A 26,851-nucleotide genomic window follows, 5' to 3' on the forward strand; every position below is an offset into this window, starting at 1 on the left:
ACACCGGCCCGTGGGCGCTTTGGCGGGGAAGGGGCGGTGCGGGGATCAGACACGTTCCGGCGGGCGGGGCGTGAACGCGGTCCGACGCGGGCTCACTTGCTGTCGGTGAGCTGCTCGTCGAGTTCGTCGAAGAGCAGCTCACCGTGATCGATCTGGCCGGTGCGGTACGCGGAACGGGCCACCAGGTGCGAGGCCACCGGGCCGGTGAGCATCTGGAAGAAGGCGATGAGGCCGAGGGTCGCGAGGTCCATGCCGCTGCGCAGCCGCAGCGCGACCCCGGCCAGCACCAGGATCATCCCCAGGGTCTGCGGCTTGGTCGCGGCGTGGCTGCGGGAGAGGACGTCGGGGAGCCGGATCATGCCGATCGCCCCGAGCAGACAGATCGCGGCGCCGATGAGGAGCAGTGCGGCGCCGGCCGTGTCGACGATCTGGAGCCAGAGACTCACCGCGGGTCCTCCTGGGCGTCGTCGGGGTGCGGGGGGCGGGGCCGGTCGCGTACGGCGATGAAGCGGGCGATGCCCACCGAACCGGTGAACCCGAGGAACGCCAGCACCAGCATGATCGGGAAGTAGAACGGGTCCCGGGCGAACGCCGACTTGGCGGCGAGGCCGGCGATGATCAGAGCGGCGCAGACGTCCAGCGAGATGGCCCGGTCGAGCATGGAGGGCCCCCGCCAGATCCGGGCCAGCAGCAGGGCCCCGGCGAGCAGGATCAGGACGACGGCGGCGGTCAGCAGGATGTGGTCGACCTGTTCGGGCGCGGTCATGATGCGGGCCTCCCTGCGGCGAGCTGGGGCGGTGGCGGGGGTTCGGCGACCCGGGCGATCTCGTCGGGGGTGCCGAAGGCCCGTACGGTCAGTTCCTCGATCCGCCACACCTGGCGCCGGGCGGCTTCGAGCTCCTCGGGCCGGTCGGCGTCCAGGACGTGCAGGAAGACCGTGGCGGTGGCCCGGCGCACCTCGATGATGGAGCCGCCGGGGACGTTGGAGACGGCGACGGCGGTGGCCGCGAGCATCAGGTCGCTGCGGCAGCGCAGGGGCACCCCGATCACGGCGGCCCGGTGCGGCAGGCCTAAGAAGATCTGCCGGGTGACCTTCACCCCGGAGGTGTACATGTCGTGGAGGAGATAGCCGACCAGGCGCAGGATGCCCCAGAGGTGGAGCCGTAGTCCGAGGTCGACCCGGGGCAGCGGGAAGGCGAGGCAGACGACGACCGAGACGACCAGGCCGGTGATGGCGTTGGCCCAGGTGAGGGTGGACCAGAGCAGCACCCAGATGACGGTGAGCCAGGCGATCAACGGCAGGTCCAGCACGCGTCGGCGGCGGGTGCCGAACTCGCAGCTCAGCGGCGGAAGATCGGCGTTGCGGAACGAGAGGCCAAGGGTGCGTTTCACCGGCCCAGCACCTCCTGGACGTAGGGGGTCCGCTGGAGGAGTTCGGCGGCCGTGCGGTCGGTGAAGGCGGTGAGCGGGTCGGCGAACACCGTGAAGGAGAGGCCGATAGCGATGGTCGCCGCGGTGGCCGCGACCATCGGGCGGGGCAGCCGGCTGGTGGTGATGACGGCCCGTCCGTGCAGGGTCGCGGCGACGGCCTGCCCCGCCGGGCGGTGGGCCGGGGCGATGCCCTCGTCACCGGTGCCGCGGATCCGGTCGGGGCCCGCGTCCGCGTCGTCGTCGCTGTCGTCGCCGGACTCCAGGACCGTTCCGGCGGCGGCCTGGCCGGGCGGGGCGGCGCGCCAGAAGGCCAGGTTCCAGACCTTGGCGACCACGTACAGCGTCAGCAGGCTGGTGGCCGCCGAGCCCGCGACCAGCAGCCAGGCCCAGCCGCCGCCGTCGGCGACGCCGGCGCGCATCAGCCCGAGCTTGCCGATGAAGCCGGACAGCGGGGGGATCCCGGCGAGGTTCATCGCGGGGACGAAGAACAGCACGGCGAGTGTCGGCGCGGCCCTGGCCAGACCGCCGAGGCGGGTCAGTTCCGTGGTGCCGCCCCGGCGTTCGATGAGCCCGGCGACGAGGAACAGGGTCGTCTGGACGGTGATGTGGTGGGCGACGTACACGATGGCCCCGCCGTACGCCTCGCGGGTGGCGAGGCCGATCCCGAAGACCATGTAGCCGATGTGGCTGATCAGGGTGAAGGAGAGCAGCCGCTTCAGGTCGGTCTGGGCGACCGCGCCGAGGATGCCGATGACCATCGAGGCCAGCGCGATGGCCATCAGGAGGTCGCCGATGCGGTTGCCGGGGAAGAGCAGGGTCTCGGTGCGGAGCATGCAGTAGACGCCGACCTTGGTGAGCAGTCCGGCGAAGACGGCGGTCACGGGGGCCGGGGCGGTCGGGTAGGAGTCGGGAAGCCAGGCGGCGAGCGGGAAGACGGCTGCCTTGATCGCGAAGACGGTCAGCAGCAGCGCCTGGATCAGCGTCTGTACGCCGATGGGGAGGTCGGCCAGCCGTCCCGCGAGCTGGGCGAAGTTGGCGGTGCCGGTGGCCGCGTACGTCATGGCGATGGCGGTGAGGAAGAGCATCGAGGAGAACAGCGAGATGATCACGTAGGTGGAGCCGGCCCGCATCCGGGGTCCGGTGCCGCCGAGGGTGAGCAGGACGAAGCTGGCGACCAGCATGATCTCGAAGCCGACGTAGAGGTTGACGAGGTCGCCGGCGAGGAAGGTGCAGGAGACCCCGGCGACGAGGATCAGATAGGCGGGGTGGAAGACGGCGAGCGGGGTCTCCTTGTCCCGGTCGGTCATGCCCTGGCCGAGGGAGTAGACGAGCACGCAGAGCGTGATGGCCGAGGAGACCGTGAGCATCAGCCCGGACAGCCGGTCGGCGACCAGGGTGATGCCGAGCGGCGGGGCGAAGTCGCCGAGGTGGACGGAGAGCGGGCCCTGCCGGTCGGCGGCGATCATGAGGATCACCGAGAGTGCGAGTACGGCGGACAGCACGGCGACGCTGATGAAGCGCTGGAAGCGCCCCAGGCGGGTGCCGAAGGCGAGGCTGAGGCCGGTGGCGCACAGGGGCAGCAGCACGGGCAGGGGGACGAGCGCGTTCATCCGTCGGCTCCTCGGTCGCGGGGGTAGCGGTCGTCCGCCTTGGCGTCGCCGTCGCGTGCGTAGTCCTCCGGGTCCGCGCCCAGCACGTCGTTCCAGAGGTTGCCGGAGGCGTCGCGGCCCCGGGCCTGGCGGGCGCGGTCGGCGCGGAGCCGGTCGCGGAGCCGGCGGCGCTCCTCCCGGTAGCGTTCGCGCTCCTCGGCGGTGGGTTCGGCCCCCGACCGGAACTGCTCGCGCAACTGGGCTCGTTCGCCGAGCACTTCGGCGCGCAGCACGATGCGGCGGTCCTCCAGGTCGTCGTGGACCTCGTCAGTGCCGGTGATCTGGTGGCTGCGGTAGGCCATGGCCAGCAGGAAGGCGGTGGTGGCCAGGGTGATGACGATGGCGGTCAGCGCGATGGCCTGGGGCAGCGGGTCGGTGACCCGGCTCAGGGACACCCCGTAGAGCAGGGGCGCCGCGCCGGCCCGGCCGGTGGAGGAGAGGACCAGCAGGTTGATGCCGTTGCCGAGGATGACGGCGCCGAGCAGGATGCGGGTCAGCGGGCGGGTGAGCATGAGGATGCCGCCGACGGCGCAGAGCACGACGGCGGTGGCGAGGAGCGAGGCGCTGACGATCATCGGAGGGCCCCTCCCGCCTCGGGGCCGCCTTCGGGGGCGAGGACGCCCGCCGCCCGTTCGATCTGCCGGTCGATCTTGGCGCCGAGGGCCCGCACGATGTCCAGGACGACGCCGAGGACCAGCAGGTAGACGCCGAAGTCGAAGAGGACCGAGGTGCTCAGGTGGTACTTGCCGAAGACCGGCAGGTGTCCGTAGTACGTGAAGGCGTGCAGGACGGTGCCGTCGGCGAGTCCGAGGAGGCCCACGCCGGTGGAGATGAAGAGGCCGAGGCCGGTGAAGAGTCCTGGTTGCAGGGGGGCGGCCTCGGCGAGTTCGAAGCGGCCGCCCGCCAGGTAGCGGGTGATCAGGGCGAGTCCGGCGACGAGTCCCGCGACGAACCCGCCGCCGGGCAGGCTCTCGGCGCAGAACAGCAGATAGACCGAGAGCACGAGGATCGGGTGGAACAGCAGCCGGGCCACCACTTCGAAGACGATCGAGCGGTGCTCGGGGGCGAGGGTGGCTCCGGCGGCCAGCCAGCCGCGTTCGGGGGCCGCGTCGTCGCCCTGCGGCAGTCGGGAGGAGTGGTGAGCGGACAGGGACCAGGCGGTGCGCCCCCGCAACTCCTCCTGGACCATGGTGCCCTCGCTGCGGCGGTGCAGGTAGATGAGGCTGGTGACGCCGATCGCGGCGGCGGCGAGCACGGCGGACTCCCCCATCGTGTCCCAGGCACGCAGGTCGACGAGGATGGTGGCCACGACGTCCTTGAGCCCGTGGTCGGCGACCTCCTGGACCATGGCGGCGCCGGCCGGTTCGGCGGTGCGCGCGGCGGCGGCGACCCACATGCCGACGCCGACGGTGGCGGCCGCGGCGAGGGCCGTCGGGATGCGGGCGGCCCGCCGCCAGGTGCTGACGGTCTCCTGGAAGTGGACGGGCATCCGGCGCAGCACCAGCACGAAGACGATCATCGAGACGGTCTCGACGCAGAACTGGGTGAGCGCCAGGTCGGGCGCTCCCTGGACGACGAAGAGCAGGGCGGTGCCGTATCCGGTGAGGCCGGCCAGGACCACGGCTTTCATGCGCCGTCGCACCGTCAGACAGAGCAGGGCGGCGGCGCAGGTCAGGGCGGCGACCGCGCCCTGGAGCGGGTTGTCCCAGAGCCGGGGGCGCACGGCCCCGTTCCAGGGGGTGTCGACCACGAGGACGGTGAGCTGCCCGGCGAGCATGACGAGGAGGGTGGTGGCGAGGTACACGGAGAGGGAGCCGCGCTGGATGAAGCCGGTGACCTGGAGGGCGAGACGTTCCTGCCCGAGCAGCAGATGGCCGAAGACGCTGTCGGCGGTGGGCCAGGCGATCCGGCGGGAGAGCCGGGTGACGGGTGCGCGGCCGAGGAAGAGCACGGTGCCCGCGGCCCAGGCGAGGGCCGACAGGAGCAGCGCGATGCCGAATCCGTGCCAGAGGGCCAGGTGGTACGGCTTCCCCTCGGCCGGGAACGTGTCGGCGTACGCGCCCAGCAGCCGGTCGGTCCAGCCGACGCCGGGGCCGAGGACCAGGCCGAGGGCGGCGAGCAGGGCGGGCGGGGCGAGGAAGGCCCACCCGACGCGGTGGACGGGGGTGTCGGGGACGCAGGGCTTGCGGGCGAAGGCGCCCCAGACGAACCGCAGGCTGTACGCGGTGGTCAGCGCGGAGCCCGCGACGACGACGGCCAGCGCCCACCGGTCGGCGGCGGAGCCGTGCAGCAGCGCCTCGAACGCGGCCTCCTTCGCTGCGAAGCCGAGCAGCGGCGGGAGGGCGGCCATGGAGGCGGCGGCGAGGGCGGCGACACCGGCGACGTACGGCAGGGAGCGGCCGACGCCGGACAGTTCGCGCAGGTCGCGGGTGCCGGCCGCGTGGTCGACGATGCCGGTGACGAGGAACAGCGGGGCCTTGAAGAGGGCGTGCCCGAGGATCATCGCGACGGCGGCGAGCGCGGCGTCGCGGTTGCCGGTGCCGGCGAGCAGGATGAGGAAGCCGAGCTGGCTGACGGTCCCGTAGGCGAGGACGAGCTTGAGGTCGTTCAGACGTAGCGCCCGCCAGCCGCCGAGCAGCATGGTCGCGCCGCCGAGGACGAGCACGACGGGTTTCCAGACGGGGACGTCGGCGAAGGCGGGGGCGAGCCGGGCGACCAGGTAGACACCGGCCTTGACCATCGCGGCGGCGTGCAGATAGGCGCTGACAGGCGTCGGCGCGGCCATGGCGTTCGGCAGCCACATGGAGAACGGCCAGATCGCGGACTTCGACAGGGCCCCGCACAGCACGAGGACGACGGCGACGGACACGGCGAGGGTCGTCTCGGGCGGATCGGCGACGATCGCGGAGATCCGGTAGGTGCCGGCGGCCTGACCGAGGATCAGGAAACCGACGAGCATGGCGAGGCCGCCGAAGGTCGTGACGACGAGGGCCTGGAGGGCGGAGCGGCGGCTGTGCCGGTGTTCGCTGCCGTGGCCGATCAGCAGGTAGGAGAAGACCGTGGTCAGTTCCCAGAACACATAGAGCGTGATCAGGTCGTCGGCGAGGACGAGGGCGAGCATCGCGCCCGCGAAGGCGAGCAGGTTCCCGGCGAAGCGGCCCAGTTGCGGGGTGTCGTCGGTGAAGTAGGAGGCGCAGTAGAGCAGGACGAGCGCGCCGACCCCGGCGGCGAGCAGCACCATCAGTTCGGCCAGCGCGTCCAGGCGCAGGTCGAGGGCGACGCCGTAGTCCGGGATCCACTGCCAGGACCAGGTGTCCGCGCCTGAGGACGCGGCGGTGCTCCAGCGGGTGAGGGCCCAGACGGTGGCCGCCGCCGGGGGCAGGGCCAGCACGACGAAGGCCCGTCGGCCGAGCCGGTGCACCAGCGGGCCCGCGCAGGCCGCGAGCGCGAAGTGGGCGACGATGAGCGCGATCACCGAGGGGTGTCCGGTTCGGGCGGCGGCGGGGCATCCGGAATAAAAGGCACTAAATACAGATATATCCCTCAGGCCGATTCACCCGACCGGCGCGCCGCGCGCCTCCCGGCCGCTGTCTCCGGGAGGGGCGCCTCAACCGTGTCCGGCGCAGGGTCCGCTGTGGTCGCGGTACGGCGTGTTGCCCGTGGTGCCGCGACCGCGGAGCATCACCCGGGTCTCGTGGCGCGGTGCCGCGCCGCTACTCGTGCGCCGGCCTCACGGCAGGACCGCCACCCCGTCGATCTCGACCATCGCCTGCTCGTCCCAGAGCCGGGCCACCCCGATGACGGCCATCGCCGGGTAGTCGCGCCCCGCCAGCCTGCGCCAGATCCGGCCCAGCTCGGGGGCGTGGGAACGGTAGTCGGCGATGTCCGTGGCGTAGACCGTGACCCGGGCGAGGTCCGCCGGGGCTCCGCCGGCCGCGTGGAGAGCGGTGAGCAGATTGCCCAGGGCGACGGCGAACTGGTCGGGCAGGGTGGCCCCGACGACCTTTCCGTCCGGGTCGAGTGCGGTCTGCCCGGCGAGGAAGACCAGGTGCCCGCCGGTGGCGACGACCGCGTGGCTGAAGCCGGTGGGCGGGGAGAGTTCGGCCGGGTTGATCCGGTGGGACGGACTCATGCGGGCGGCTCCTGGGTGAGGCCCATGGGCTCCACGGGCTCCGGGGCGGCGGACTGCCGGGCGGCGGACTGTTGGACGAGGGACTGCTGGTCAAGGGACTGCTGGTCAAGGGACTGCTCGTCACGGGGCTGCTGAGCAAGGGACTGCTCGTCACGGGGCTGCTGAGCAAGGGACTGCTGGGCGAGGGGCTCGGACCGCTGGGCGCCGTTCGCGTACAGCTCCTTGGCGATGATGGTGCGCTGCACCTCGCTCGCGCCCTCGTAGATCCGCGGCGCGCGGACCTCGCGGTAGAGATGTTCGAGCAGATGGCCCCGGCGCAGGGCGCGGGCGCCGTGCAGCTGGACGGCGGCGTCGACGACGTACTGCGCGGTCTCGGTGGCGTACAGCTTGGCCATCGCCGCCCGGCGCGGCACGCCGCTCTCCCCCGCGTCGTACACCGCGGCCGCCGCGTACACCAGGAGGCGGGCGGCCTCGGTGCGGGTGGCCATCTCCGCGACCTGGTGCGAGACGGCCTGGAGGTCGCTCAGCGGACCGCCGAACGCGGTGCGGTGGGCGGTGTGGTCCAAGGTCGCGTCGAGGGCGGCGCGGGCCATCCCCACGGCGAACGCCCCGACGCTGGGCCGGAAGAGGTTGAGGGTGTTCATCGCGACGCGGAAGCCCCGGTCGGGCTCGCCGAGAACGTCGTCGGCGGTGACCGGTACGCCGTCGAACTCCAGGGTGCCGATGGGGTGCGGGGAGAGCATGTCGAGGGCGGAGCCGGTGAGTCCGGGGCGGTCGGACGGGACCAGGAACGCGGTGATGCCGCGGGATCCCGCCCCGGGGGTCGTCCGGGCGTAGACCACGGCGAAGTCGGCCTCGGGGGCGTTGGAGATCCAGCACTTCTCGCCGGTGAGCGCCCAGCCGGCTGGGGTGTGTTCGGCGGCCAGGCTCAGGGCCGCCGCGTCGGAACCCGCACCCGGCTCGCTCAGCGCGAAGGCGGCGACGGCCCGCCCGGCCCGCACCTCGGGGAGCCAGCGCTCGCGGTGGGCGGCGGTGCCGGCCTGGACGATCGGGGTGGTGCCGAGACCCTGGAGGGCGAGGGCGGTCTCGGCCTCGGTGCAGCCCCGGGCCAGGGACTCGCGCAGCAGGCACAGGTCCAGTGCCCCGGAGCCCAGCATCCGGCCGAGGAGACCCAGCTCGCCGAGAGCGGCCAGCAGCGGGCGGTTGACCCGCCCGGGCTCCCCCTTCTCCGCCAGCGGGCGCAGCTCCTGTGCGGCGAGGGTGCGGAGCTCCTCGCACCAGGCGATTTGTTCCGGTTCGAGGGAGAATGCCGTCATGGCGGCGCCTCTCTTGTCGCGTCGTGTCGCGTGCCCTGTCGCGTCGCGTGGCATCTCGTCGCATCGCATCGCACGTCATGTCTTATCGCGGACCGTTGACTACCGTCACTCAAACGATACGCTCCGGAGGCGACAAGGGGGCGATCCTTCATGGAGCCGAATTCCTCGCCGAACACGCCCACAGCCGCCGCCGACGCGTCCGTACGCGTCCCCGGCGCGCATCCCGAGCCGTCCGGGCACGCCGCGGGCGCCCACGCGGACACCTTCACGCGCGACCATCTCCCGCCGCCGGAGCAGTGGCCGGAGCTCCTCCTGGACGATCCCGCGCCGCGCTACCCCGACCGGCTGAACTGCGGGCACGAACTGCTGGACCGGACCGTCGAGGAACGGGGCGCGGACCGCCCCGCGCTGCTCTCCGGCGACGGGAGTGTCTGGAGCTACGGAGAGCTGCGGGAGACGGTGGACCGCATCGCCCATGTGCTGACGGACGACCTGGGCGTCGTGCCGGGCAACCGGGTACTGCTGCGCGGGCCGACGACGCCCTGGCTGGCCGCCTGCTGGCTCGCCGTCATGAAGGCGGGCGCGGTCGCCGTCACCGTACTGGCCCAGGCGCGCGCGGCGGAGCTGGCCACCATCTGCTCGCTGGCGCGGATCGGCCACGCCCTGTGCGACGCCCGGTCGGCGCGGGACCTGGCGGAGGCGGACGTGGAGGGCCTGCGGGTCACCCTGTTCGGCGGGGACGCGGCCGGGGACCTGACCCGGCTGGCCGAGGCCAGGACCGGGCCGTACCGGGCGGTGGACACGGCCGCCGACGAGGTCGCGCTCATCGCGTTCACCTCGGGGACCACCGGACGCCCCAAGGGCTGCATGCACCTGCACCGGGATCTCCTCGCCATCGCCGACACCTTCTCCCGGCACGTGCTGCGCCCCTGCGCCGACGACGTGTTCGCGGGCAGCCCGCCGCTGGGCTTCACGTTCGGCCTGGGCGGGCTGCTGGTCTTCCCACTGCGGGCCGGGGCCTCGACACTGCTGCTGGAGCAGGCGGGCCCGCGGCAGCTGCTGCCCGCCCTGGTCAGGCACCGGGTCTCGGTGCTGTTCACCGCGCCGACGGCCTACCGCACGATGCTCGGGCAGTTGGACGGCCACGACCTGTCGGCGCTGCGGCGCTGCGTGTCGGCCGGGGAGAACCTCCCCGAGGCGACCTGGCGGGCCTGGTACGAGGCGACGGGGCTGCGCATCATCAACGGCATCGGGGCCACCGAACTGCTGCACATCTTCATCTCCGCCGCCGACGACGCGATCCGGCCGGGCACGACGGGGGTGCCCGTGCCGGGGTGGGAGGCCCGGGTGGTGGACGAGCGCGGGGACGAACTGCCCGACGGCGAGGCGGGACTGCTGGCCGTACGCGGACCGGTCGGCTGCCGCTATCTCTCCGACCCCCGGCAGACGGAGTACGTCCGGCACGGCTGGAACATGACCGGCGACACCTTCGTCCGCGAACCGGACGGCTACTTCCGCTACGTGGCCCGCGCCGACGACATGATCATCTCCTCCGGCTACAACATCGCGGGCCCCGAGGTCGAGGACGCCCTGCTGCGCCATCCGGAGGTCGCGGAGGCCGCCGTGGTGGGCCGGGCGGACGAACTGCGCGGCGAGATCGTGGTGGCGCACGTGGTGCTGACGGAGGGCTCGGAACAGACCGCGGACTCGCTGCGCGCCCATATGAAGGCCAACCTGGCCCCGCACAAGTGCCCGCGGGTCTTCGTCTTCCAGGCGTCCCTGCCCCGTACGGCCACCGGAAAACTCCAGCGGTTCCTGCTGCGGGACCAGCACCTCTAAAGTGATCACGTGGCCGAGTTGCGCACCCCCCGTTCCCTGATCGTCACGCTCTACGGCGCCTACGGCCGCCCGCCGGACGGCGCACCGTTCGCGGTGTCGGAGCTGATCCGTCTGCTGCACGCCGTCGGCGTCGACGCCCCTTCCGTACGTTCGTGCGTCTCGCGGCTGAAGCGGCGCGGGCTGCTGGTGGCCGCCCGTGCGGCGGACGGTTCGGCGGGGTACGCGCTGTCGCCGGACGCCCGGCAACTGCTGGACGACGGGGACCGGAGGATCTACGGGCGGCCCGGGCCGCGGCTCTCCGACGGCTGGGTGCTCGCGGTGTTCTCCGTGCCCGAGGCGGAGCGCAACAAGCGCCATCTGCTGCGCTCCCGGCTGGCCCGGCTCGGCTTCGGCACGGCCGCGCCCGGGGTGTGGATCGCGCCGGCCGGGCTCTACGAGGAGACCCGGCACACCCTGGAGCGGCTCGGACTCGCCCCGTACGTGGACCTGTTCCGCGGCGAGCACCTCGGTTTCGCCGCCACCCGCGAGGCGGTGGCCCGCTGGTGGGACCTGGCGGCGGTGGCGCGGCTGCACCACGAGTTCCTGGAGCTGCACGAGCCGGTGCTGCGGGACTGGGAGGCGTCCGGGGAGACCGACGACGCACCCCGCCCGCAGACCGCCTACCGGGACTATCTGCTGGCCCTTGACTCGTGGCGGCAACTCCCTTACGCGGACCCGGGTCTGCCGTCGGAGCTGCTGCCCGGGGACTGGCCGGGCGGGCGATCGGCGGAGGTGTTCGGCCGGCTGCACGAGCGGCTGCGGGACGCCGGGGAGCGCTACGTGCGGCCGTGACCCCGCCGGGGTGAAATCCAGGTGCCCCGGGCCCCGGGCCACGGGCAGGATGAGGCATGACCTGGACCTTCACGAACGACGTCGCCACGTTCCTCGCCGCGGCCGGCGCGTCGCTCGCCGCTCGGCCCGTCGAGCACACGGTGGCGCTGACCGTCACCGAGCGGCTGAGGCGTGCGGGCCCGCACCACTACGGCGGGGGCGATCCGGTGCTCGGCTGGTGGCGCGGGGCGGGCGGGGCGGTGGCGGGGACCCTGCTGCGCACTCCGCCGCATCCCGCGCTGCTGAACGCCGTGCCGGCGGAGGCGGTGGGTCCGCTGGCCGAAGCCCTGGGAGCGGGGCCGGATCTGGACGCCGTCAACGCGGACCGGGACACCGCGGCGCTGCTGGCCGCCCGGCTCCCCGGCTACCGGACCGAGCAGGAGCAGCGGCTGTACCGGCTGGGCCCGTCGCGACCGCCCTCCCCCGCGCCGGAGGGCCGGGCCAGGGCGGCGACGCCGGCGGACCGGGCGCTGCTCGTGGAGTGGGTGCGCGGATTCGCCGACGCGACCGGGCAGTCGAAGTCCTCGGCCGAGTGGCTGGTGGACGAGGGCACGGAACGCGGGGCGCTCACCCTCTGGGAGAGCGGCGGGGCTCCGGTGGCTCTCGCGGGACGGTCCCGGATGCTGGCGGGCACCGTGCGGGTGACCTTGGTGTACACCCCGCCCGAGCTTCGCGGCCGGGGGTACGCGGCAGCCGTGACGGACGAGGCCGGCCGGGCGGCCCGCGAGGCGAGGGCCGCGGAGGTCGTGCTGTTCACCGACCTCGCCAACCCGACGAGCAACGGCGTGTATCTGCGCATCGGCTACGAACCGGTGGCGGACCGGCTGCTGTTGAGGAAGAACCGGTGAGCGCGGAGTCCGTGTCGGCGGAGTCCGTGTCGGGCGAGCCCGTGGCCGGCCCCATGGCTGAGGAGCTCGTGACGGCGGAGCTCGTGGCGGCGGAGCCGCTGTGGCTCGTCGCAGCGAACGTGGTGCGGTGGCGGCGGTACGGGGACGGCGGGCAGGAACTGCGGCCCGGGACCAAGTCGTACCGGGGCGGGTCGAAGGTGCACGTCGTCGGCACCTATGGGGGCATGGGGCACGAGCAGTTGACCACCATCGGGCGCGGCCGGCACACCGGGGCGTACATCACCATCGACATGGCGACCCGCAATCTCCACACGTTCCGGCCCGTCGCGGTGTACAGCCCGGCGGTGCTGCGCCGCGCGGCGGCGGTGGGCGTCGACGGGTCATGGGCCACCCGGGAGGACGCCGAGGAGCTGGCCGCCCTGCTGGCCCGCCTGGCCCCGCGCTACCGCGAGGAGCACTGGCGCGGAGCACCGCACCCCGTCCCGTGCCGCTGCCACGACTGCCTCAGCCCAGCGTGAGCCGGGGCTTCGGTCCGTCGGTGCGGCCGGTGGGCGGGGGGCGGCTGCCCGCGCCGTACGGAAGGGGCCAGGGAGCACCGGGGCCGCTGTAGCCCTGTTCGGCCGCCGCGTGCAGGGTCCAGTGCGGGTCGTACAGATGGGGGCGTGCCAGGGCGCAGAGGTCGGCGCGGCCCGCCAGGAGCAGGGAGTTGACGTCGTCCCAGGAGGAGATCGCGCCGACCGCGATGACGGGGACGTCGACGGTGTTGCGGATCCGGTCGGCGTACGGGGTCTGGTAGGAGCGGCCGTACTCGGGGCGCTCCTCGGCCACGACCTGGCCGGTGGAGACGTCGATCGCGTCGGCCCCGTGGTCGGCGAAGGCGCGGGCGATCGTGACGGCGTCCTCGGCGTCGGTGCCGCCCTCGGCCCAGTCGGTGGCCGAGATCCGCACGGTCATCGGCCTCTCCCGCGGCCAGACTTCACGGACGGCGTCGAAGACCTCCAGGGGGAAACGGAGCCGCCCGGCCAGTGCCCCGCCGTGGGCGTCGGTGCGGCGGTTGGTGAGCGGGGAGAGGAAGCCGGAGAGCAAGTAGCCGTGGGCGCAGTGGAGTTCGAGGAGGTCGAAGCCGGAGTCGGCGGCGCGGCGGGCGGCCGCCACGAACTGCTCACGCACGGCGTCCAGTCCGGCCCGGTCCAGCTCCGTGGGGACCTGGCTGACGCCCGGCTCGTACGGGAGCGGGGAGGCGGCCGTCAGCGGCCAGTTGCCGCTCTCCAGGGGCTGGTCGATGCCTTCCCACATCAGCTTCGTGGAGCCCTTGCGGCCGGAGTGGCCGAGCTGCACGCCGATGGCGGCGCCGGGCGCGGAGGCGTGGACGAAGTCGGTGATCCGCCGCCAGGCGGCGGCCTGTTCGTCGTTCCACAGACCGGTGCAGCCGGGGGTGATGCGGCCCTCGGGGCTGACGCAGACCATCTCGGTCATGGTGAGTCCCGCGCCGCCGAGCGCCCGGGCCCCGAGGTGGACGAGGTGGAAGTCGGCGGGCAGCCCGTCGGTGGCGGAGTACATGTCCATGGGCGAGACGACGACGCGGTTGCGCAGTTCGAGGCCGCGCAGGCGCAGCGGGGTGAACATCGGCGGGGTGCCCGGCGGGCAGCCGAACTCCTCCTCGACGGCGGCGGTGAACGAGGCGTCGCGCAGCCGGAGGTTGTCGTGGGTGACCCGGCGGCTGCGGGTGAGCAGATTGAACGCGAAGCGGCGGGGCGGCTGGTCCACGTAGGTGGCCAGCTCCTCGAACCAGCGCAGACTGGCGGCTGCGGCGCGCTGGGTGGAGGCGACGACCGGGCGGCGCTCGGCCTCGTACGCGGCGAGGGCCGTCGGCAGGTCCGGCTGTTCCTCGACGCAGGCGACCAGCGCCAGGGCGTCCTCGACGGCGAGCTTGGTGCCGGAGCCGATGGAGAAGTGGGCGGTGTGGGCCGCGTCGCCGAGGAGCACGGTGTTCCCGTGGGACCAGCGGGAGTTGGTGACCGTGCGGAAGGCGAGCCAGGAGGACCTGTTGCCGCGCAGCGGGCGGCCGTCGAGGGCTTCGGTGAAGAACTTGGCACAGCGGGCGGTGGATTCGGCCGCGTCACAGGTGTCGAGCCCGGCGGCGCGCCAGACCTCCTCGCGCATCTCGACGATGACGGTGGAGGCGTCCGCCGCGTACGGATAGCCGTGCAACTGCATGACGCCGTACGGGGTTTCGGCGATCTCGAAGCGGAAGGCGTCGAGCGCGAAGTCGGCGGCGAGCCAGATGTAGCGATTGCGGTGTTCGGTGAGGGAGGGGCCGAAGGCTTCCGGATGCGCCTGGCGGGTGGCGCTGTGCACCCCGTCGGCGGCGATGACCAGGTCGTACCGGGCGGCGAGCTCGGCGGCGGGCGGGGCCGCGGCGCGGAAGCGGAGGTCGACGCCGAGGCCGGCGCAGCGCTCGTGCAGGATCTCCAGGAGCCGGCGGCGGCCCAGGGCGGCGAAGCCGTGGCCGCCGGAGGTGTGGGTCCGGCCCCGGTGGACGATGTCGATGGTGTCCCAGCGGACGAATTCGCGGCTGAGCGCCCGGTACACCTCAGGGTCGGCGTGTTCGATGCCACCGAGGGTCTCGTCGGACAGGACGACGCCGAAGCCGAAGGTGTCGTCGGGGGCGTTGCGCTCGAAGACGGAGACGGCGCGGTCCGGGTCGAGCCGCTTGAGGAGGGCAGCGGCGTAGAGTCCGCCGGGGCCGCCGCCGACGACCGCGATCCGCCGCACGCGGTCCGGCACAGCGGCGTCGGGGCGCCGGGTCGCCTCAGGGGCCGGCACGGCGGCGTCAGGGCGCTGGGGCGCCTCGGGGGCCGGCACGGCAGCGTCAGGGCGCTGGGGCGCCTCGGGGGCCGGCACGGCTACCTCCCCTGCCACTTCGGCGGCCTCTTCTCGGTGAAGGCGGCGTGGAACTCGGCGTAGTCCTCGCCGTGCATCAGGAGGGCCTGGGTGTTGGCGTCCAGCTCGACGGAGGCGGCGAGCGGCATGTCCAGCTCGGCGGTGAGCAGGGCCTTGGTCTGGGCGAGCGCGAGGGCCGGGCCGTCGGCGAGGCGGCGGGCCAGCTCGGCGGCGCGCTCGTCGGCCTTCCCCTCCTCGGCCAGCTCGCTGATCAGCCCGATGCGCTCCGCCTCCGGGGCGCGGACGGCGTCCCCGAGCATCAGGAGCCGGGTGGCGTGGCCGAGGCCGACGACCCGGGGCAGCAGATAGGCCGCGCCCATGTCGCCGCCGGAGAGGCCGACCCGCGTGAAGAGGAAGGAGAAGCGGGCCGACGGGTCGGCGATCCGGAAGTCCGCCGCCAGGGCCAGCACGGCTCCGGCCCCGGCGGCGACGCCGTGGACGGCGGCGACGACGGGGAAGGGGCACTCCCGCAGGGCCCGGACGACCTGGCCGGTCATCCGGTTGAAGTCGAGGAGCTGCGCGGTGTCCATGGCCAGGGTGGCGCCGATGATCTCGTCGACGTCTCCGCCGGAGCAGAAGCCGCGCCCCTCACCGGCGAGGACGAGGGCGCGGACGGAACGTTCCCGGGAGAGCTCGGCGAGGAGGTCACGCAGATCCGCGTAGGCGCCGAAGGTGAGCGCGTTGAGTTTCTCGGGGCGGGCGAGTGTGACGGTGGCCACACCGTCGTCCCGGGTCAGCCGCAGATGACGCCATTCCTCGGTGCTCGGGGCCGAGCTGGGAAACGGGCTCATGGAGGGGTCCCCTTCAGCGATCGGGCTGGTGCCGGCCGTGCGCGGGTCGCGTTCCGCCTCCGAAGTTATCACCCTTACGTGACTGCCGTCACGAGGTCGCAATACAGCATCCATGAGACCGTTGTGCCGAAAGTCCCCTTTGCTCCGGCCGACCGCCTCTATGGCCGGCCCGGAGCGGTTCGTAAGGTTGAAACCAGGAAGTCCCGACACGAGTACCGCGTGAACCCCAGAAGTCGAGACCTCCCGCTTCGAGGAAGACCCGCTCCCGAACGGAAACCCGCCGTGCCGCCCGATGTCCCCGTCCCCGCCTCCTGGCGCATCGCCCTGCCGCACTCCACCGCGGCCGTGCCGATCGCCCGCGCTCTCATCCGTACGGCGCTGTCGGACATCGACGCCCCGGCCGACAGCGACACCGCCGAGCTGCTGACCGCCGAGCTGGTGGCCAACGCGGTCGAGCACACCCTGGGCGGTGAGCCCATCGAGCTGGTCGTGGAGCTGCTGCCCACCGGCTGCCAGGTCGAGGTGCACGACCGCGACCCCGCCCCGCCGGGCGACCTCTCCCGGCCGCAGCCGGGCTGTGAGGTCGATCCCTGGCAGGAGCACGGCCGCGGCCTGCTGCTGATCCGGACCCTCAGCTCCGCGTGCGGTCACCGCACCACGGAGCACGGCAAGGCCGTGTGGTTCACGCTTCCGGCGATACCGGCGCAGCCGGGTCCGTCCCCGGGGAGCTGACCAGCCGGGAGCGCCCCCGCCCGTAGCCGGCGTACAGCAGCGAACCGACGGCGAGGAAGACCGCGAACTGGACCCAGGTCGTCCAGCCGGTCCCGTACATCAGATACAGACAGAACAGGACGCCCAGCAGCGGGCTCACCGGGTAGAGCGGCACCCGGAAGGTCCGCTTCAGCTCGGGGGCGCTCCGCCGCAGCACCACCACCGCGACGTTGACGGCGACCATCGTGGCGAGCGTGCCGATGGTCGTCAGGTTCACGACGACGTCGAGCGGGACGAACGCGGCCGGGACCGCGAAGACGCAGGCCACGATCCAGGTGTTGGCGACCGGGGTGTGGGTCTTGGGCGAGACCCGCTCGAAGACGCGCGGGATGAGCCCGTCGCGGGACATCGACATGAGGATGCGGGTCTGCCCGTACATCACGGCGAGCACCACCGAGGCGATGGCGACGACCGCGCCGAAGGCGATGATCCCGCCGCCGACCGTGGAGTCGGTGACCTGGTTGACGGCGATCGAGAGGGCCGCGCTCTTGTTGGCGACGGCGTCCGAGCCGATCGCGCCGATGGCCGAGAGCGCCACCGCGCAGTAGAGCAAAGTGACGACGCCGATGCAGATCAGGATGGCGATGGGGATGTTCCGCCGGGGGTTCTTGACCTCTTCGCCGGCGGTGGTGATGGCGTCGAAGCCGATGTAGGAGAAGAACGCCAGCGAGGCGCCCGCGGTGATGCCACCGAGCCCGTGGGTCGCGAACGGCATGAGGTTGTCGTCCTCGAACGCGCTGAACGCCACGGCGCAGAACGCGACCAGGATACCGATCTTGAGGATCGCCATGGCGGCGGTCGCGGTGGCACTCTCCCGGACACCGCGCACCAGCAGCGCGGCGGCCATGGCGATCACGACGATCGCGGGCAGATTGACCACACCACCGTCGGCGGGACCCGCGGACAGGGCCTCGGGGAGTTGCAGGCCGATCACGCTGTTCAGCAGCTCGTTGACGTACTGGCTCCAGCCCACCGCGACGGCCGAGACCGACACGCCGTACTCCAGCAGCAGGCACCAGCCGACGAGGAAGGCGGTGCGCTCGCCGAGCGCCGCGTACGCGAAGGAGTACGAACTTCCGGATACCGGGATGGCGCTGCCCAGCTCCGCGAAGGAGAGGGCGGTGAAGATGCAGGTGATCGCCGCGAGGACGAACGAGATCACGACGGCGGGGCCGGCCTCGGCGACGCTGTCGGACAGCCCGACGAAGATGCCGGTGCCGACGATCGCGCCGACCCCGAAGCAGACGAGCTGGAAGAGGCCCATCGTGCGCTTGAGGCCGTGACCCTCCAGGTCGCCGCCGGACTCGGCGATGAGCTGATCGGGGCTCTTGCGGCGCAGGCCGGGCTTCGAGGGGCCGGGGCGCTGCGGGGTGCCGGAATCCGGCAGACCGGTGCTCATGCGGGACGTTCTCATCTCTGGTGGTGCAGTGGGGGGACGTTTCCCGGTGCGCACGGCGCCCGTGGGGACCGCGGGCGGCACATGGGAAGGGGTCCGGGCATCGCGAGCCCGAACCCCACCAAGAGGCGACATCGTAGCCACCACCGCGCATGTTCACCCAATCGGGTGTATGAGCATGCGAACCCCTGCTCCGTATCCGTATCCGTATCCGTACCCGTACCGGCGGGGCTACTTCCCTGCGAGCGTCGCCACCAGCACGGCCTTGATCGTGTGCATCCGGTTCTCCGCCTGGTCGAAGACGACCGAGTGCGCGGACTCGAAGACCTCGTCGCTGACCTCCAGCTCGGTCAGCCCGTACCGGGCGTGGATGTCCCGGCCGACCTGGGTGCCGAGGTCGTGGAAGGCGGGCAGGCAGTGCAGGAACTTCACGTCCGGGTTGCCGGTGGCCCGCAGGACGTCCATCGTCACGGCGTAGGGGCCGAGGGCGGCGATGCGCTCGGCCCACACCTCCTTGGGCTCCCCCATGGAGACCCAGACGTCGGTGGCGACGAAGTCGGCGCCCCGGACGCCCTCGGCGACATCGCCGGTGAGGGTGATCGTCGCACCGCTGACCTCGGCGAGCTCCCGGCCCCGCGCCACGACGGCCTCGTCCGGCCAGTACGCCTCGGGGGCGACGATCCTGACGTCCAGGCCCAGCAGGGCGCCGGTGATCAGGTAGGAGTTGCCCATGTTGAAGCGGGCGTCGCCGAGGTAGGCGAAGGCCGTCTCCGCGACGGGCCCCTCGCGGCACTCGATCATGGTGAGCACGTCGGCGAGCATCTGGGTGGGGTGCCAGTCGTCCGTGAGCCCGTTGAAGACCGGCACCCCGCCGTAGGCGGCCAGCTCCTCGACGGCCTGCTGGCTGTCGCCCCGGTACTCGATCCCGTCGAACATCCGGCCGAGCACCCGGGCGGTGTCCCTGACGGACTCCTTGTGGCCCATCTGGGAGCCCGACGGGTCGAGGTAGGTGGTGAAGGCGCCCTGGTCGGCCGCGGCGACCTCGAACGCACAGCGCGTACGGGTCGAGGTCTTCTCGAAGATCAGCGCGATGTTCTTCCCGCGCAGCCGCTGAACCTCGACTCCGGCCTTCTTGGCCGCCTTGAGCTCGGCGGCCAGGGAGACCAGGCCGAGAAACTCCTCGGAGGTGAAGTCCAGCTCCTTGAGGAAGTGGCGGCCGGTGAGGTCTATGGCCATGATGACTGCTCCTGGGTCGGACGGGGATCGCGCACTGCACGCGGGCAGAACTGGAAGTCTATACGATTACCCGCATCTCTATACAGGGCCCCGGCTCGCGGTCCGCACGCTTCTCAGGACACGGGGTCCCGCTCCACCGGACAGCTCATACAGCGCGGCCCGCCACGCCCCCGGCCCAGCTCGCTGCCCCGGATCTCGATCACCTCGATGCCCTGCTTGCGCAGATGGGTGTTGGTCGTGGCGTTGCGCTCGTACGCGACGACGACCCCGGGCTCGACCGCGAGGACGTTGCAGCCGTCGTCCCACTGCTCGCGCTCGGCCGCGTGCACATCCTGGGTGGCGGTGAGCACCCGGATGGAGTCGAGGCCGAGGGCGGCGGCGATGGCGCGGTGCATGTGCTCGGGCGGATGGTCGGTGACCTTCAGCTCGCGGGGGCCGCGGCCGGGCTCGATGGTGTACGAGCGGAGCATGCCGAGACCGGCGTACTGGGTGAACGTGTCGCCGTCGATCATCGTCATCACCGTGTCCAGGTGCATGAACGCCCGGGCCTTGGGCATGTCGAGCGCCACGATCGTGCGCGCCGAGCCGGCGTCGAAGAGGCCCCGGGCCAGCATCTCCACGGCCTGCGGCGTGGTGCGCTCGCTCATCCCGATGAGGACGGCGCCCTGCCCGATGACCAGGACGTCACCGCCCTCAATGGTGGAGGGGTAGTCGTCCTGACCCTCCGACCAGTGGTGGAAGGCGCCCGCCTCCGGGCCGGTGAAGAGGGGATGGTGCCGGTAGATCGCCTCGAAGTGGACGGTCTCGCGCTGCCTGGCGGGCCAGCGCATCGCGTTGATGGAGACCCCGTCGTAGATCCAGGCCGAGGTGTCCCGGGTGAAGAGGTGGTTGGGCAGCGGGCCGAGCAGGAAGTCGTCCAGGTCCATCACGTGGAAGCGGACGGAGGTCGGCTCGCTGTGCCGCTCCAGGAACTCCCGCTTGGTCATGCCGCCGACCAGCGCCTCCGCCAGCTCCTCCGAGGACAGCTCCTCGAAGGCGGCCCGCAGATGCTCGGTGGCGAGCGGACCGTACTCCTTCTCGTCGAAGACCCGGTCGAGCACGAGCCGCCGGGCGACCGGGATGTCGAGGGACTCCCGCAGGAGATCGCCGAAGAGATGCACGGCGACCCCCCGGTCGCGCAGCACGTCGGCGAACCCGTCGTGCTCCTCCCGGGCGCGGCGCACCCACAGGACGTCGTCGAACAGGAGCGCGTCCTTGTTCCTGGGGGTGAGCCGCTTCAGCTCCAGATCGGGGCGGTGCAGTATGACGCGGCGCAGGCGCCCGGCTTCGGAGTCGACGTGGAATCCCATGCCTTCATCCTCACCGCGCGGAGCGCCGTTCACCCCGCGAATCGCCTACGGGTTGGACGGCTCTCAAAGGCGGGGGTCCACCGGCTCCGACTCCAGAGCCAGGACGGCGAACACCGCCTCGTGGACCCGCCACAGCGGCTCCCCCTCCGCCAGCCGGTCCAGGGCCTCCAGACCGAGGGCGTACTCCCGCAGCGCCAACGAGCGCTTGTGGCCGAGGAACCGGGAGCGCAGGCGCTCCAGATTCTCCGGGCGGGTGTACTCGGGGCCGTAGATGATGCGGAGATACTCCCGGCCGCGCACCTTGATGCCGGGCTGGACGAGCCTGCCCTTGGCGTCCCGGACGAGGGCGCCGAGCGGCTTGACGACCATGCCTTCGCCGCCCCGCCCGGTCATCTCCAGCCACCAGTCCACGCCCGCGCGCACGGAGGCCTCGTCCCCGGTGTCGACGACGAGCCGGCGGGTGACCTGGAGCAGCCCGGTCGGGTCGTGCTCCACGAGCCGGTCCAGCCAGGCGAGCTGCTCGTCGTGCGGCACGGAGGCCAGGGAGCGGCCCTGGACGGCGAGGATCTGGAACGGCGCGAGCCGCACCCCGTCCAACCCCTCGGTGGGCCAGCAGTAGCGCCGGTACGCCTCGGTGAACGCGGCCGCGTCCCTGGCACGGGCCCGCTGGAGTCCGGCGAGGCCCGCCACCTCGACGCCCCGGGCGACCGCCTGCTCCAGGGCGGCGACGGCCGGCGGGAAGACCGCGCCGGACGCGGCGCCGACAGCGGCGTACTGCGAGCGCAGCAGCCCGCCGGCCTTGAGCGACCACGGCATCAGCTCGGCGTCCAGGAGCACCCAGTCGGTGTCCCACTCCTCCCAGAGCCCGGCGGCGGTGACGGCGGTGCGGAGCCGGTCCAGGACCGCCTCGGTCATCGCCGTGTCGTCCAGGAACGGGCGTCCGGTGCGGGTGTACAGCGCGCCGGCCGGGCCCGCCGTGCCGAAGCGCGCGGTCGCGGCACCGGCGTCCTTGCAGACCAGGGCGACGGCCCGGGAGCCCATGTGCTTCTCCTCGCACACGACCCGCTCGACGCCGTCGCCGGCGTACTGCGCGAAGGCCTCGGCCGGGTGCTCGAGGAAGCCGTCCTCGCGGGAGGTGGCGGTGGGCGCCATGGTGGGCGGGAGGTAGGCGAGGAGCTGCGGGTCGACGGCGAACCGGCTCATGACCTCGAGCGCGGCGGCGGCGTTCTCCTCACGCACGGCGACGCGGCCCAGGTGCCGGGTCTCCACGACCCTGCGGCCCTGGACGTCGGCGATGTCCAGCGGGCGGCCCTCCCGGCCCCCGGGCGCCTCGGTGGTCAGCGGCTTGACGGGCTCGTACCAGACCTTCTCGGCGGGTACGTCGACCAGTTCGCGCTCCGGCCAGCGCAACGCGGTCATCCTCCCGCCGAAGACGGCCCCGGTGTCCAGGCAGATGGTGTTGTTGATCCAGGAGGTGGTGGGCACCGGGGTGTGGCCGTAGACCACGGTGGCGCGGCCCCGGTACTCCTCGGCCCACGGGTAGCGCACGGGCAGGCCGAACTCGTCGGTCTCCCCCGTCGTGTCCCCGTACAGCGCGTGCGAGCGGACCCGGCCGGAGGTGCGGCCGTGGTACTTCTCGGGCAGCCCGGCGTGACAGACCACCAGCTTGCCGTCGTCCAGGACGTAGTGGCTGACCAGCCCGTCGATGAACTTCCGCACCTGCCCCCGGAACTCGGGGTGTTCGGCGTCCTCGCGCTCCAGCTGCTCGACGGTCTCGGCGAGCCCGTGGGTGAGCTGGACCTTGCGGCCCGCGAGGTAGCGGCCGAGCTTGTTCTCGTGGTTGCCGGGGACGCACAGGGCGGTGCCCGCCGACACCATGGACATGACGCGGCGCAGCACGCCGGGGCTGTCGGGGCCCCGGTCGACCAGGTCGCCGACGAACACGGCCGTACGTCCCTCGGGGTGGGCGCCGTCCACGTAACCGAGCTTGCCGAGCAGGGTGTCCAGCTCGGAGCGGCAGCCGTGGATGTCCCCGATGATGTCGAACGGGCCGGTGAGGTGGCGCAGGTCGTTGTAGCGGCGCTCCAGGACCACACGCGCGCTCTCGACCTCCTCCTCGGTGCGCAGGACGTGCACCTTGCGGAAGCCCTCGCGCTCCAGGCCGCGCAGGGAACGCCGCAGCTCGCGGCGGTGCCGCTGGATGACATGGCGCGGCATGGAGGCGCGGTCCGGGCGGGCCGCGTTGCGGGCGGCGCAGACCTCTTCGGGGAGGTCGAGGACGATGGCGATGGGCAGGACGTCGTACTTCCGGGCCAGCTGGACGAGCTGCTTGCGGCTCTCGGACTGGACGCTGGTGGCGTCGATCACGGTGAGCCGCCCGGCCTCCAGGCGCTTGCCGGCGATGTAGTGCAGCACGTCGAAGGCGTCGCGGCTGGCGCTCTGGTCGTTCTCGTCGTCGGCGACCAGCCCCCGGCAGAAGTCCGAGGAGACGATCTCGGTCGGCTTGAAGTGCTGGTGGGCGAAGGTGGACTTGCCCGATCCGCTGGCGCCGATGAGGACGACGAGGGAGAGGTCGGTCACCGGCAGCCTGCGCGCGGCCGTTGCGGCGGTGGCGGCGGTGGTGGCGAATTCCGTGCCGGCGTCGCTGTGGTCGTTGTTCACGCGGCTTTCGCCTCCTTCGTCTTCTTCTCGGTCGTTCCGGTGGTCGTGGTGGCGTCGGTCCGGGTGAACACGGCCAGCTGGGTCGGCGGCCCCACCTCGGGGTCGTCCGGCCCGACCGGCGCGTACCGCACGGTGTATCCGTGCCGTTCGGCGACCTGCCCCGCCCAGTCCCGGAATTCGGCCCGGGTCCACTCGAAACGGTGGTCCCCGTGCCGGACGTGCCCGGCCGGGAGGGTCTCCCAGCGGACGTTGTACTCGACGTTCGGCGTGGTCACGAGCACCGTCCCCGGTCGCGCCGCGCCGAACACCGCGTACTCCAGGGCGGGCAGCCGGTCCAGGTCCAGGTGCTCGATCACCTCACTGAGCACGGCGGCGTCGTATCCCATGAGCCGCTTGTCGGTGTAGGTGAGCGAACCCTGTCGCAGGGTGACCCGGTCCGCCCGGCGCTCTCCCATCCGGTCCAGCTTCAGCCGCCGCGAGGCGATGGTGAGGGCGCGCATCGAGACGTCGACGCCCACGATCTCGGTGAAGCGCACGTCCTTGAGGAGCGCCTGCACCAACTGGCCCTGGCCACAGCCGAGGTCGAGCACCCTGCTCGCCCCGGCGGCGCGCAGCGCGTCGAGGATCGCGGTGCGCCGCTGTTCGGCGAGCGGGACCGGCTTCTCCTCGGTGTCGGTGCTCTCGTCCACCGCGTTGTCGACGCTGTCGACGTCGAGGTCGTCCGACTCGGCGAGCCGGACCAGCTCCAGGGCCTGGTCGGCCTGGCGCGTGAGCCCCCAGCGGTGGGAGAGGTAGCGCCGGGTGATCAGCGGCCGCTCGGGGTGGTCGGCCAGCCACCCCTCCCCCGCGCGCAGCAGCTTGTCCACCTCGTCGGGCGCGACCCAGTAGTGCTTGGCGTCGTCGAGCACCGGGAGCAGGACATAGAGCTGGCGCAGCGCGTCCGCGAGCCGCAACTCGCCCTCCAGCACCAGGCGTACGTAGCGGGAGTCGCCCCACGCGGGGAACTCCCCGTCCAGCGGTACGGCCGTGACGTCGACCCGCGACCAGCCGAGCGGCGCGAACAGCCTCTGCACCAGCTCGGCGCCGCCCCTGGCGGGCAGGGCGGGCACCTCGATCCGCAGCGGCAACGGGCTCCCGGCCCGCTCGGGCATGGCCCGGCAGACACCACCGAGCGCGGACTTGAACACGGCGGCGAGGGCGACCGACAACAGCGAGGACGCCGCGTAGGGGCGGTCGTTGACGTACTGCGCGAGCGCCGCGTCGGGCGCGCCGCCCCGGCCCTTGCCCTTGCCGCGCCGCACCAGCGCCACCGGATCCACCTCCAGCAGGAGCGCGGCCGTGCAGCGCTCGGCGGACGCCTCGGGGTAGAAGACGTGCGCGGAGCCGTGCGAGGTGGAGAACGCCTGCGCCTTGTCGGGATGCTTGTGCAGCAGGAAGCCCAGGTCCGTGGCGGGACGCTCTTGGGTGCCGGTCGTACCGATTGTCAGGAACACCTGTCCGAGTATGGTCGTCGCCCCCTGCCCCCACCAGGCATTTTCGCTCCTCCCGAAACACAGCGATCTCCGGGACGGTCCCGGGGACACCCGCTACGGCGGGCCCTGACTCTCCAGCCGCCCGTCCAGCTCCGTGATGAGGTCCGGCCCCACCCGGCAGCAGCCTCCGACGAGCCTGGCCCCGGCCCGCGTCCAGGCCCGCACCCGCTCCGGATCGAAGGTGCCGCGCCCGGTCCACCCCCGCGCTCCGGCGTCCCAGCCCTCCCCGCTGTTCGGGTACACCACGGCGGGCCTGCCCGTGACCGCCACCGCCTGCTCCACCGCCTCCTGTGCCTCCTCCGGATCGCAGCAGTTGACCCCGACCGCGAGGACGGAGTCCCGCCCCGCCGCCACCGCGAACGCCTCCTCCAGCGGCTGGCCGGCCCTGGTCCGGCCGCCCGCCACGCTGTACGAGAGCCAGTACGGCAGTCCGGTCTCCTCGGCCACCCGGACCAGGGCCTCGGCCTCGTCCAGGTCCGGCACCGTCTCCAGCGCCAGGGCGTCGGGCCCGGCAGCGGCCAGCGCCGCCACCCTGGGGCGGTGGAAGCGCTCCAGCTCCCGGACGCTCAGCCCGTAGCGGCCCCGGTACTCGCTGCCGTCCGCGAGCATCGCCCCGTACGGTCCGACCGATGCGGCGACCCAGGTCTCCCGCCCGGGGTCGGCCCGGCGCGCCGCGTCGGCGGCACGCCGGGCCAGCTCCACGCTGCGGGCGAGCAGGGCCCCGGTCCCGGCCCGGTCGATCCCGTACCGCCCGAACCCTTCGAAGGTGGCCTGATAGCTGGCCGTGATGAGCACGCGCGCGCCCGCCCGGAGATAGGCGAGGTGAGCGGCCTCGATCTGTTCCGGCGCGTCGGCCAGCAACCAGGCCGACCACAGCGCGTCGGACAGATCGCAGCCCTGCGCCTCCAGTTGGTTGGAGAGCCCGCCGTCCAGCAGGACGGGTCCGGCGTCCAGCGCGTCGGCGAGCGTGCGCACGGTACGCACAGCCACCTCCTCCTCGTCAGGTCAGGTCAGGTCAGGTCAGGTCAGGTCAGGTCAGGTCAGGTCAGCTGGGACTGGATCTGCGAGGAGATCAGTTCCAGATGGTCCAGGTCCTCCAGATCGAGGACCTGGAGGTAGATCCTCGACGAGCCGATCGCCTCGAAGCTGCCGATCTTGTCGACCACCTCGGCGGGCGATCCCGCCAGCCCGTTCGCCTTGAGCTCCTCCACGTCCCGGCCGATGGCCGCCGCGCGACGGGCCACCTCGGCGTCGTCCTTGCCCGTGCAGACGATCAGCGCGTTGGAGTACACGAGCTCGTCCGGAGAGCGCCCGTGCGCCTGCGCGGCGGCCCGGACCCGGCCGAACTGCTTCTCGCTGTCCTCCAGCGAGGCGAACGGGATGTTGAACTCGTCCGCGTACTGCGCGGCGAGCCGCGGGGTGCGCGTCGCGCCGTGGCCACCGATCAGGACGGGCACCTTGGTCTGGGTCGGCTTGGGCAGCGCGGGCGAATCAGTGAGTTGGTAGTAGGTGCCGTCGTAGTTGAAGGTCTCGCCGACCTCCGTCGCCCACAGGCCCGTGATGATCGCGAGCTGCTCCTCCAGGCGGCCGAACTTCTCCTTCGGGAACGGAATGCCGTAGGCCTTGTGCTCCTCCTCGAACCAACCTGCGCCCAGACCGAGTTCGACCCGGCCGCCGGACATCTGGTCGACCTGGGCCACCTGGATGGCCAGCACTCCCGGCAGCCGGAACGTGCCGGCGGTCATCAGCGTGCCGAGCCGGATCCGCCGGGTCTCGCGCGCCAGTCCGGCCAGGGTGATCCAGGCGTCCGTAGGTCCGGGCAGACCGTCGCCGGAGCCCATGCGGAGATAGTGGTCGGAGCGGTAGAAGGCGTCGAAGCCCAGGTCCTCGGCGGCCTTGGCGACGGTGAGCAAGGTGTCGTAGTCGGCCCCTTGCTGGGGCTCGGTGAAGATGCGAAGATCCATGCCCTCCATCCTGCCTCTCCGGCACCCGGTCCCGCCCGCCGGCCAGGCCGGACCTCCCCCGCATCTCCCCCTTCCTCCCCTGCCCCCTGCACCCCCTCGGGCCGTCGTCCCGCCTCAGGCCCC

Annotated in this window: 22 protein-coding genes; 5 read left to right on the top strand and 17 right to left on the bottom strand. The window is 72.6% G+C overall.

All coding sequences use genetic code 11. The annotated features are described in order from the left end of the window. Positions 1–92: 92 nt before the first annotated feature. From mnhG to ACIQRW_RS05800, 8 genes are all read right to left on the bottom strand, one after another. Positions 93–446: a monovalent cation/H(+) antiporter subunit G gene (mnhG, locus tag ACIQRW_RS05765; protein ID WP_403754897.1), complete on the bottom strand. Its 354-nt coding sequence runs from the start codon at positions 444–446 to the stop codon at positions 93–95. Continuing rightward, on the bottom strand, positions 443–766 hold the full coding sequence (locus tag ACIQRW_RS05770) for a monovalent cation/H+ antiporter complex subunit F (protein WP_403754900.1): 324 nt from the start codon (positions 764–766) through the stop codon (positions 443–445). The genes mnhG and ACIQRW_RS05770 overlap by 4 nt, the downstream gene beginning before the upstream one ends. After that, a complete protein-coding gene (locus ACIQRW_RS05775) occupies positions 763–1,392 on the bottom strand; it encodes a Na+/H+ antiporter subunit E (protein ID WP_403754903.1) in 630 nt (209 codons plus the stop codon). The genes ACIQRW_RS05770 and ACIQRW_RS05775 overlap by 4 nt, the downstream gene beginning before the upstream one ends. Beyond that, positions 1,389–3,041 (bottom strand): Na+/H+ antiporter subunit D, encoded by a 1,653-nt coding sequence (locus ACIQRW_RS05780; protein ID WP_403754906.1) that lies wholly within the window; start codon positions 3,039–3,041, stop codon positions 1,389–1,391. Before ACIQRW_RS05780 ends, ACIQRW_RS05775 begins: the two co-directional genes overlap by 4 nt. Beyond that, positions 3,038–3,655, bottom strand: coding sequence for a Na(+)/H(+) antiporter subunit C (locus ACIQRW_RS05785; protein WP_050357049.1), 618 nt, complete (start codon positions 3,653–3,655; stop codon positions 3,038–3,040). Before ACIQRW_RS05785 ends, ACIQRW_RS05780 begins: the two co-directional genes overlap by 4 nt. Beyond that, complete coding sequence (locus tag ACIQRW_RS05790) at positions 3,652–6,555, bottom strand: Na+/H+ antiporter subunit A (RefSeq protein WP_403754909.1); 2,904 nt, start codon at positions 6,553–6,555, stop codon at positions 3,652–3,654. The genes ACIQRW_RS05785 and ACIQRW_RS05790 overlap by 4 nt, the downstream gene beginning before the upstream one ends. 255 nt (positions 6,556–6,810) lie before the next feature. Beyond that, the gene (locus ACIQRW_RS05795) at positions 6,811–7,212 is read right to left on the bottom strand and encodes a RidA family protein (protein WP_361871407.1); all 402 of its coding nucleotides are present in this window, start codon (positions 7,210–7,212) and stop codon (positions 6,811–6,813) included. Further along, positions 7,209–8,528, bottom strand: a complete 1,320-nt coding sequence (locus ACIQRW_RS05800; protein WP_403754912.1) for an acyl-CoA dehydrogenase family protein — start codon at positions 8,526–8,528, stop codon at positions 7,209–7,211. Before ACIQRW_RS05800 ends, ACIQRW_RS05795 begins: the two co-directional genes overlap by 4 nt. A gap of 150 nt (positions 8,529–8,678) precedes the next feature. Between ACIQRW_RS05800 and ACIQRW_RS05805 the strand changes: the two genes are divergently transcribed. Genes ACIQRW_RS05805 through ACIQRW_RS05820 form a run of 4 tightly spaced genes read left to right on the top strand, consistent with a single transcriptional unit; the run spans position 8,679 to position 12,603 of the window. Then, positions 8,679–10,367, top strand: coding sequence for an AMP-binding protein (locus tag ACIQRW_RS05805; protein WP_403754915.1), 1,689 nt, complete (start codon positions 8,679–8,681; stop codon positions 10,365–10,367). Between the two features lie 9 nt (positions 10,368–10,376). Next, positions 10,377–11,198 carry a PaaX family transcriptional regulator C-terminal domain-containing protein gene (locus ACIQRW_RS05810; RefSeq protein WP_403754918.1) on the top strand — a complete coding sequence of 274 codons (822 nt, stop codon included), beginning with the start codon at positions 10,377–10,379 and terminating at the stop codon, positions 11,196–11,198. A 56-nt stretch (positions 11,199–11,254) separates the two neighbouring features. Continuing rightward, positions 11,255–12,085, top strand: coding sequence for a GNAT family N-acetyltransferase (locus ACIQRW_RS05815; protein WP_403754920.1), 831 nt, complete (start codon positions 11,255–11,257; stop codon positions 12,083–12,085). A gap of 53 nt (positions 12,086–12,138) precedes the next feature. Beyond that, positions 12,139–12,603, top strand: coding sequence for a hypothetical protein (locus ACIQRW_RS05820; protein ID WP_403755334.1), 465 nt, complete (start codon positions 12,139–12,141; stop codon positions 12,601–12,603). Here the strand turns inward: ACIQRW_RS05820 and ACIQRW_RS05825 are convergent. Continuing rightward, entirely contained in the window at positions 12,590–14,911 is a 2,322-nt protein-coding gene (locus tag ACIQRW_RS05825) for a bifunctional salicylyl-CoA 5-hydroxylase/oxidoreductase (protein ID WP_403755337.1), read from the bottom strand. The genes ACIQRW_RS05820 and ACIQRW_RS05825 overlap by 14 nt on opposite strands. Before the next feature lie 80 nt (positions 14,912–14,991). Next, complete coding sequence (locus tag ACIQRW_RS05830; protein WP_403754922.1) at positions 14,992–15,819, bottom strand: enoyl-CoA hydratase family protein; 828 nt, start codon at positions 15,817–15,819, stop codon at positions 14,992–14,994. 282 nt (positions 15,820–16,101) lie between these two features. On the opposite strand from ACIQRW_RS05830, the gene ACIQRW_RS05835 reads away from it, so the two are divergent. After that, positions 16,102–16,551 (top strand): ATP-binding protein, encoded by a 450-nt coding sequence (locus ACIQRW_RS05835; RefSeq protein WP_097867015.1) that lies wholly within the window; start codon positions 16,102–16,104, stop codon positions 16,549–16,551. On the opposite strand, the gene ACIQRW_RS05840 is transcribed toward ACIQRW_RS05835, so the two are convergent. The 7 genes from ACIQRW_RS05840 to ACIQRW_RS05870 form a co-directional block, all read right to left on the bottom strand. Next, a complete protein-coding gene (locus tag ACIQRW_RS05840; RefSeq protein ID WP_403754925.1) occupies positions 16,502–17,989 on the bottom strand; it encodes an amino acid permease in 1,488 nt (495 codons plus the stop codon). The genes ACIQRW_RS05835 and ACIQRW_RS05840 overlap by 50 nt on opposite strands. Before the next feature lie 228 nt (positions 17,990–18,217). Then, the gene (argF, locus tag ACIQRW_RS05845) at positions 18,218–19,222 is read right to left on the bottom strand and encodes an ornithine carbamoyltransferase (protein WP_403754928.1); all 1,005 of its coding nucleotides are present in this window, start codon (positions 19,220–19,222) and stop codon (positions 18,218–18,220) included. 113 nt (positions 19,223–19,335) lie between these two features. Beyond that, positions 19,336–20,571, bottom strand: coding sequence for an arginine deiminase (locus ACIQRW_RS05850; protein WP_403754930.1), 1,236 nt, complete (start codon positions 20,569–20,571; stop codon positions 19,336–19,338). A 63-nt stretch (positions 20,572–20,634) separates the two neighbouring features. Further along, positions 20,635–23,232, bottom strand: a complete 2,598-nt coding sequence (locus tag ACIQRW_RS05855; RefSeq protein WP_403754932.1) for a polynucleotide kinase-phosphatase — start codon at positions 23,230–23,232, stop codon at positions 20,635–20,637. Beyond that, positions 23,229–24,725 (bottom strand): 3' terminal RNA ribose 2'-O-methyltransferase Hen1, encoded by a 1,497-nt coding sequence (locus tag ACIQRW_RS05860; RefSeq protein WP_403754934.1) that lies wholly within the window; start codon positions 24,723–24,725, stop codon positions 23,229–23,231. The genes ACIQRW_RS05855 and ACIQRW_RS05860 overlap by 4 nt, the downstream gene beginning before the upstream one ends. A gap of 93 nt (positions 24,726–24,818) precedes the next feature. Continuing rightward, complete coding sequence (mmuM, locus tag ACIQRW_RS05865; protein WP_403754937.1) at positions 24,819–25,748, bottom strand: homocysteine S-methyltransferase; 930 nt, start codon at positions 25,746–25,748, stop codon at positions 24,819–24,821. Positions 25,749–25,804: 56 nt separating this feature from the next. Further along, the gene (locus ACIQRW_RS05870) at positions 25,805–26,728 is read right to left on the bottom strand and encodes an LLM class F420-dependent oxidoreductase (RefSeq protein ID WP_403754940.1); all 924 of its coding nucleotides are present in this window, start codon (positions 26,726–26,728) and stop codon (positions 25,805–25,807) included. Positions 26,729–26,851: the final 123 nt, after the last annotated feature.

Source organism: Streptomyces sp. NPDC091287 (genome assembly GCF_044768525.1).
Lineage (GTDB): Bacteria > Actinomycetota > Actinomycetes > Streptomycetales > Streptomycetaceae > Streptomyces.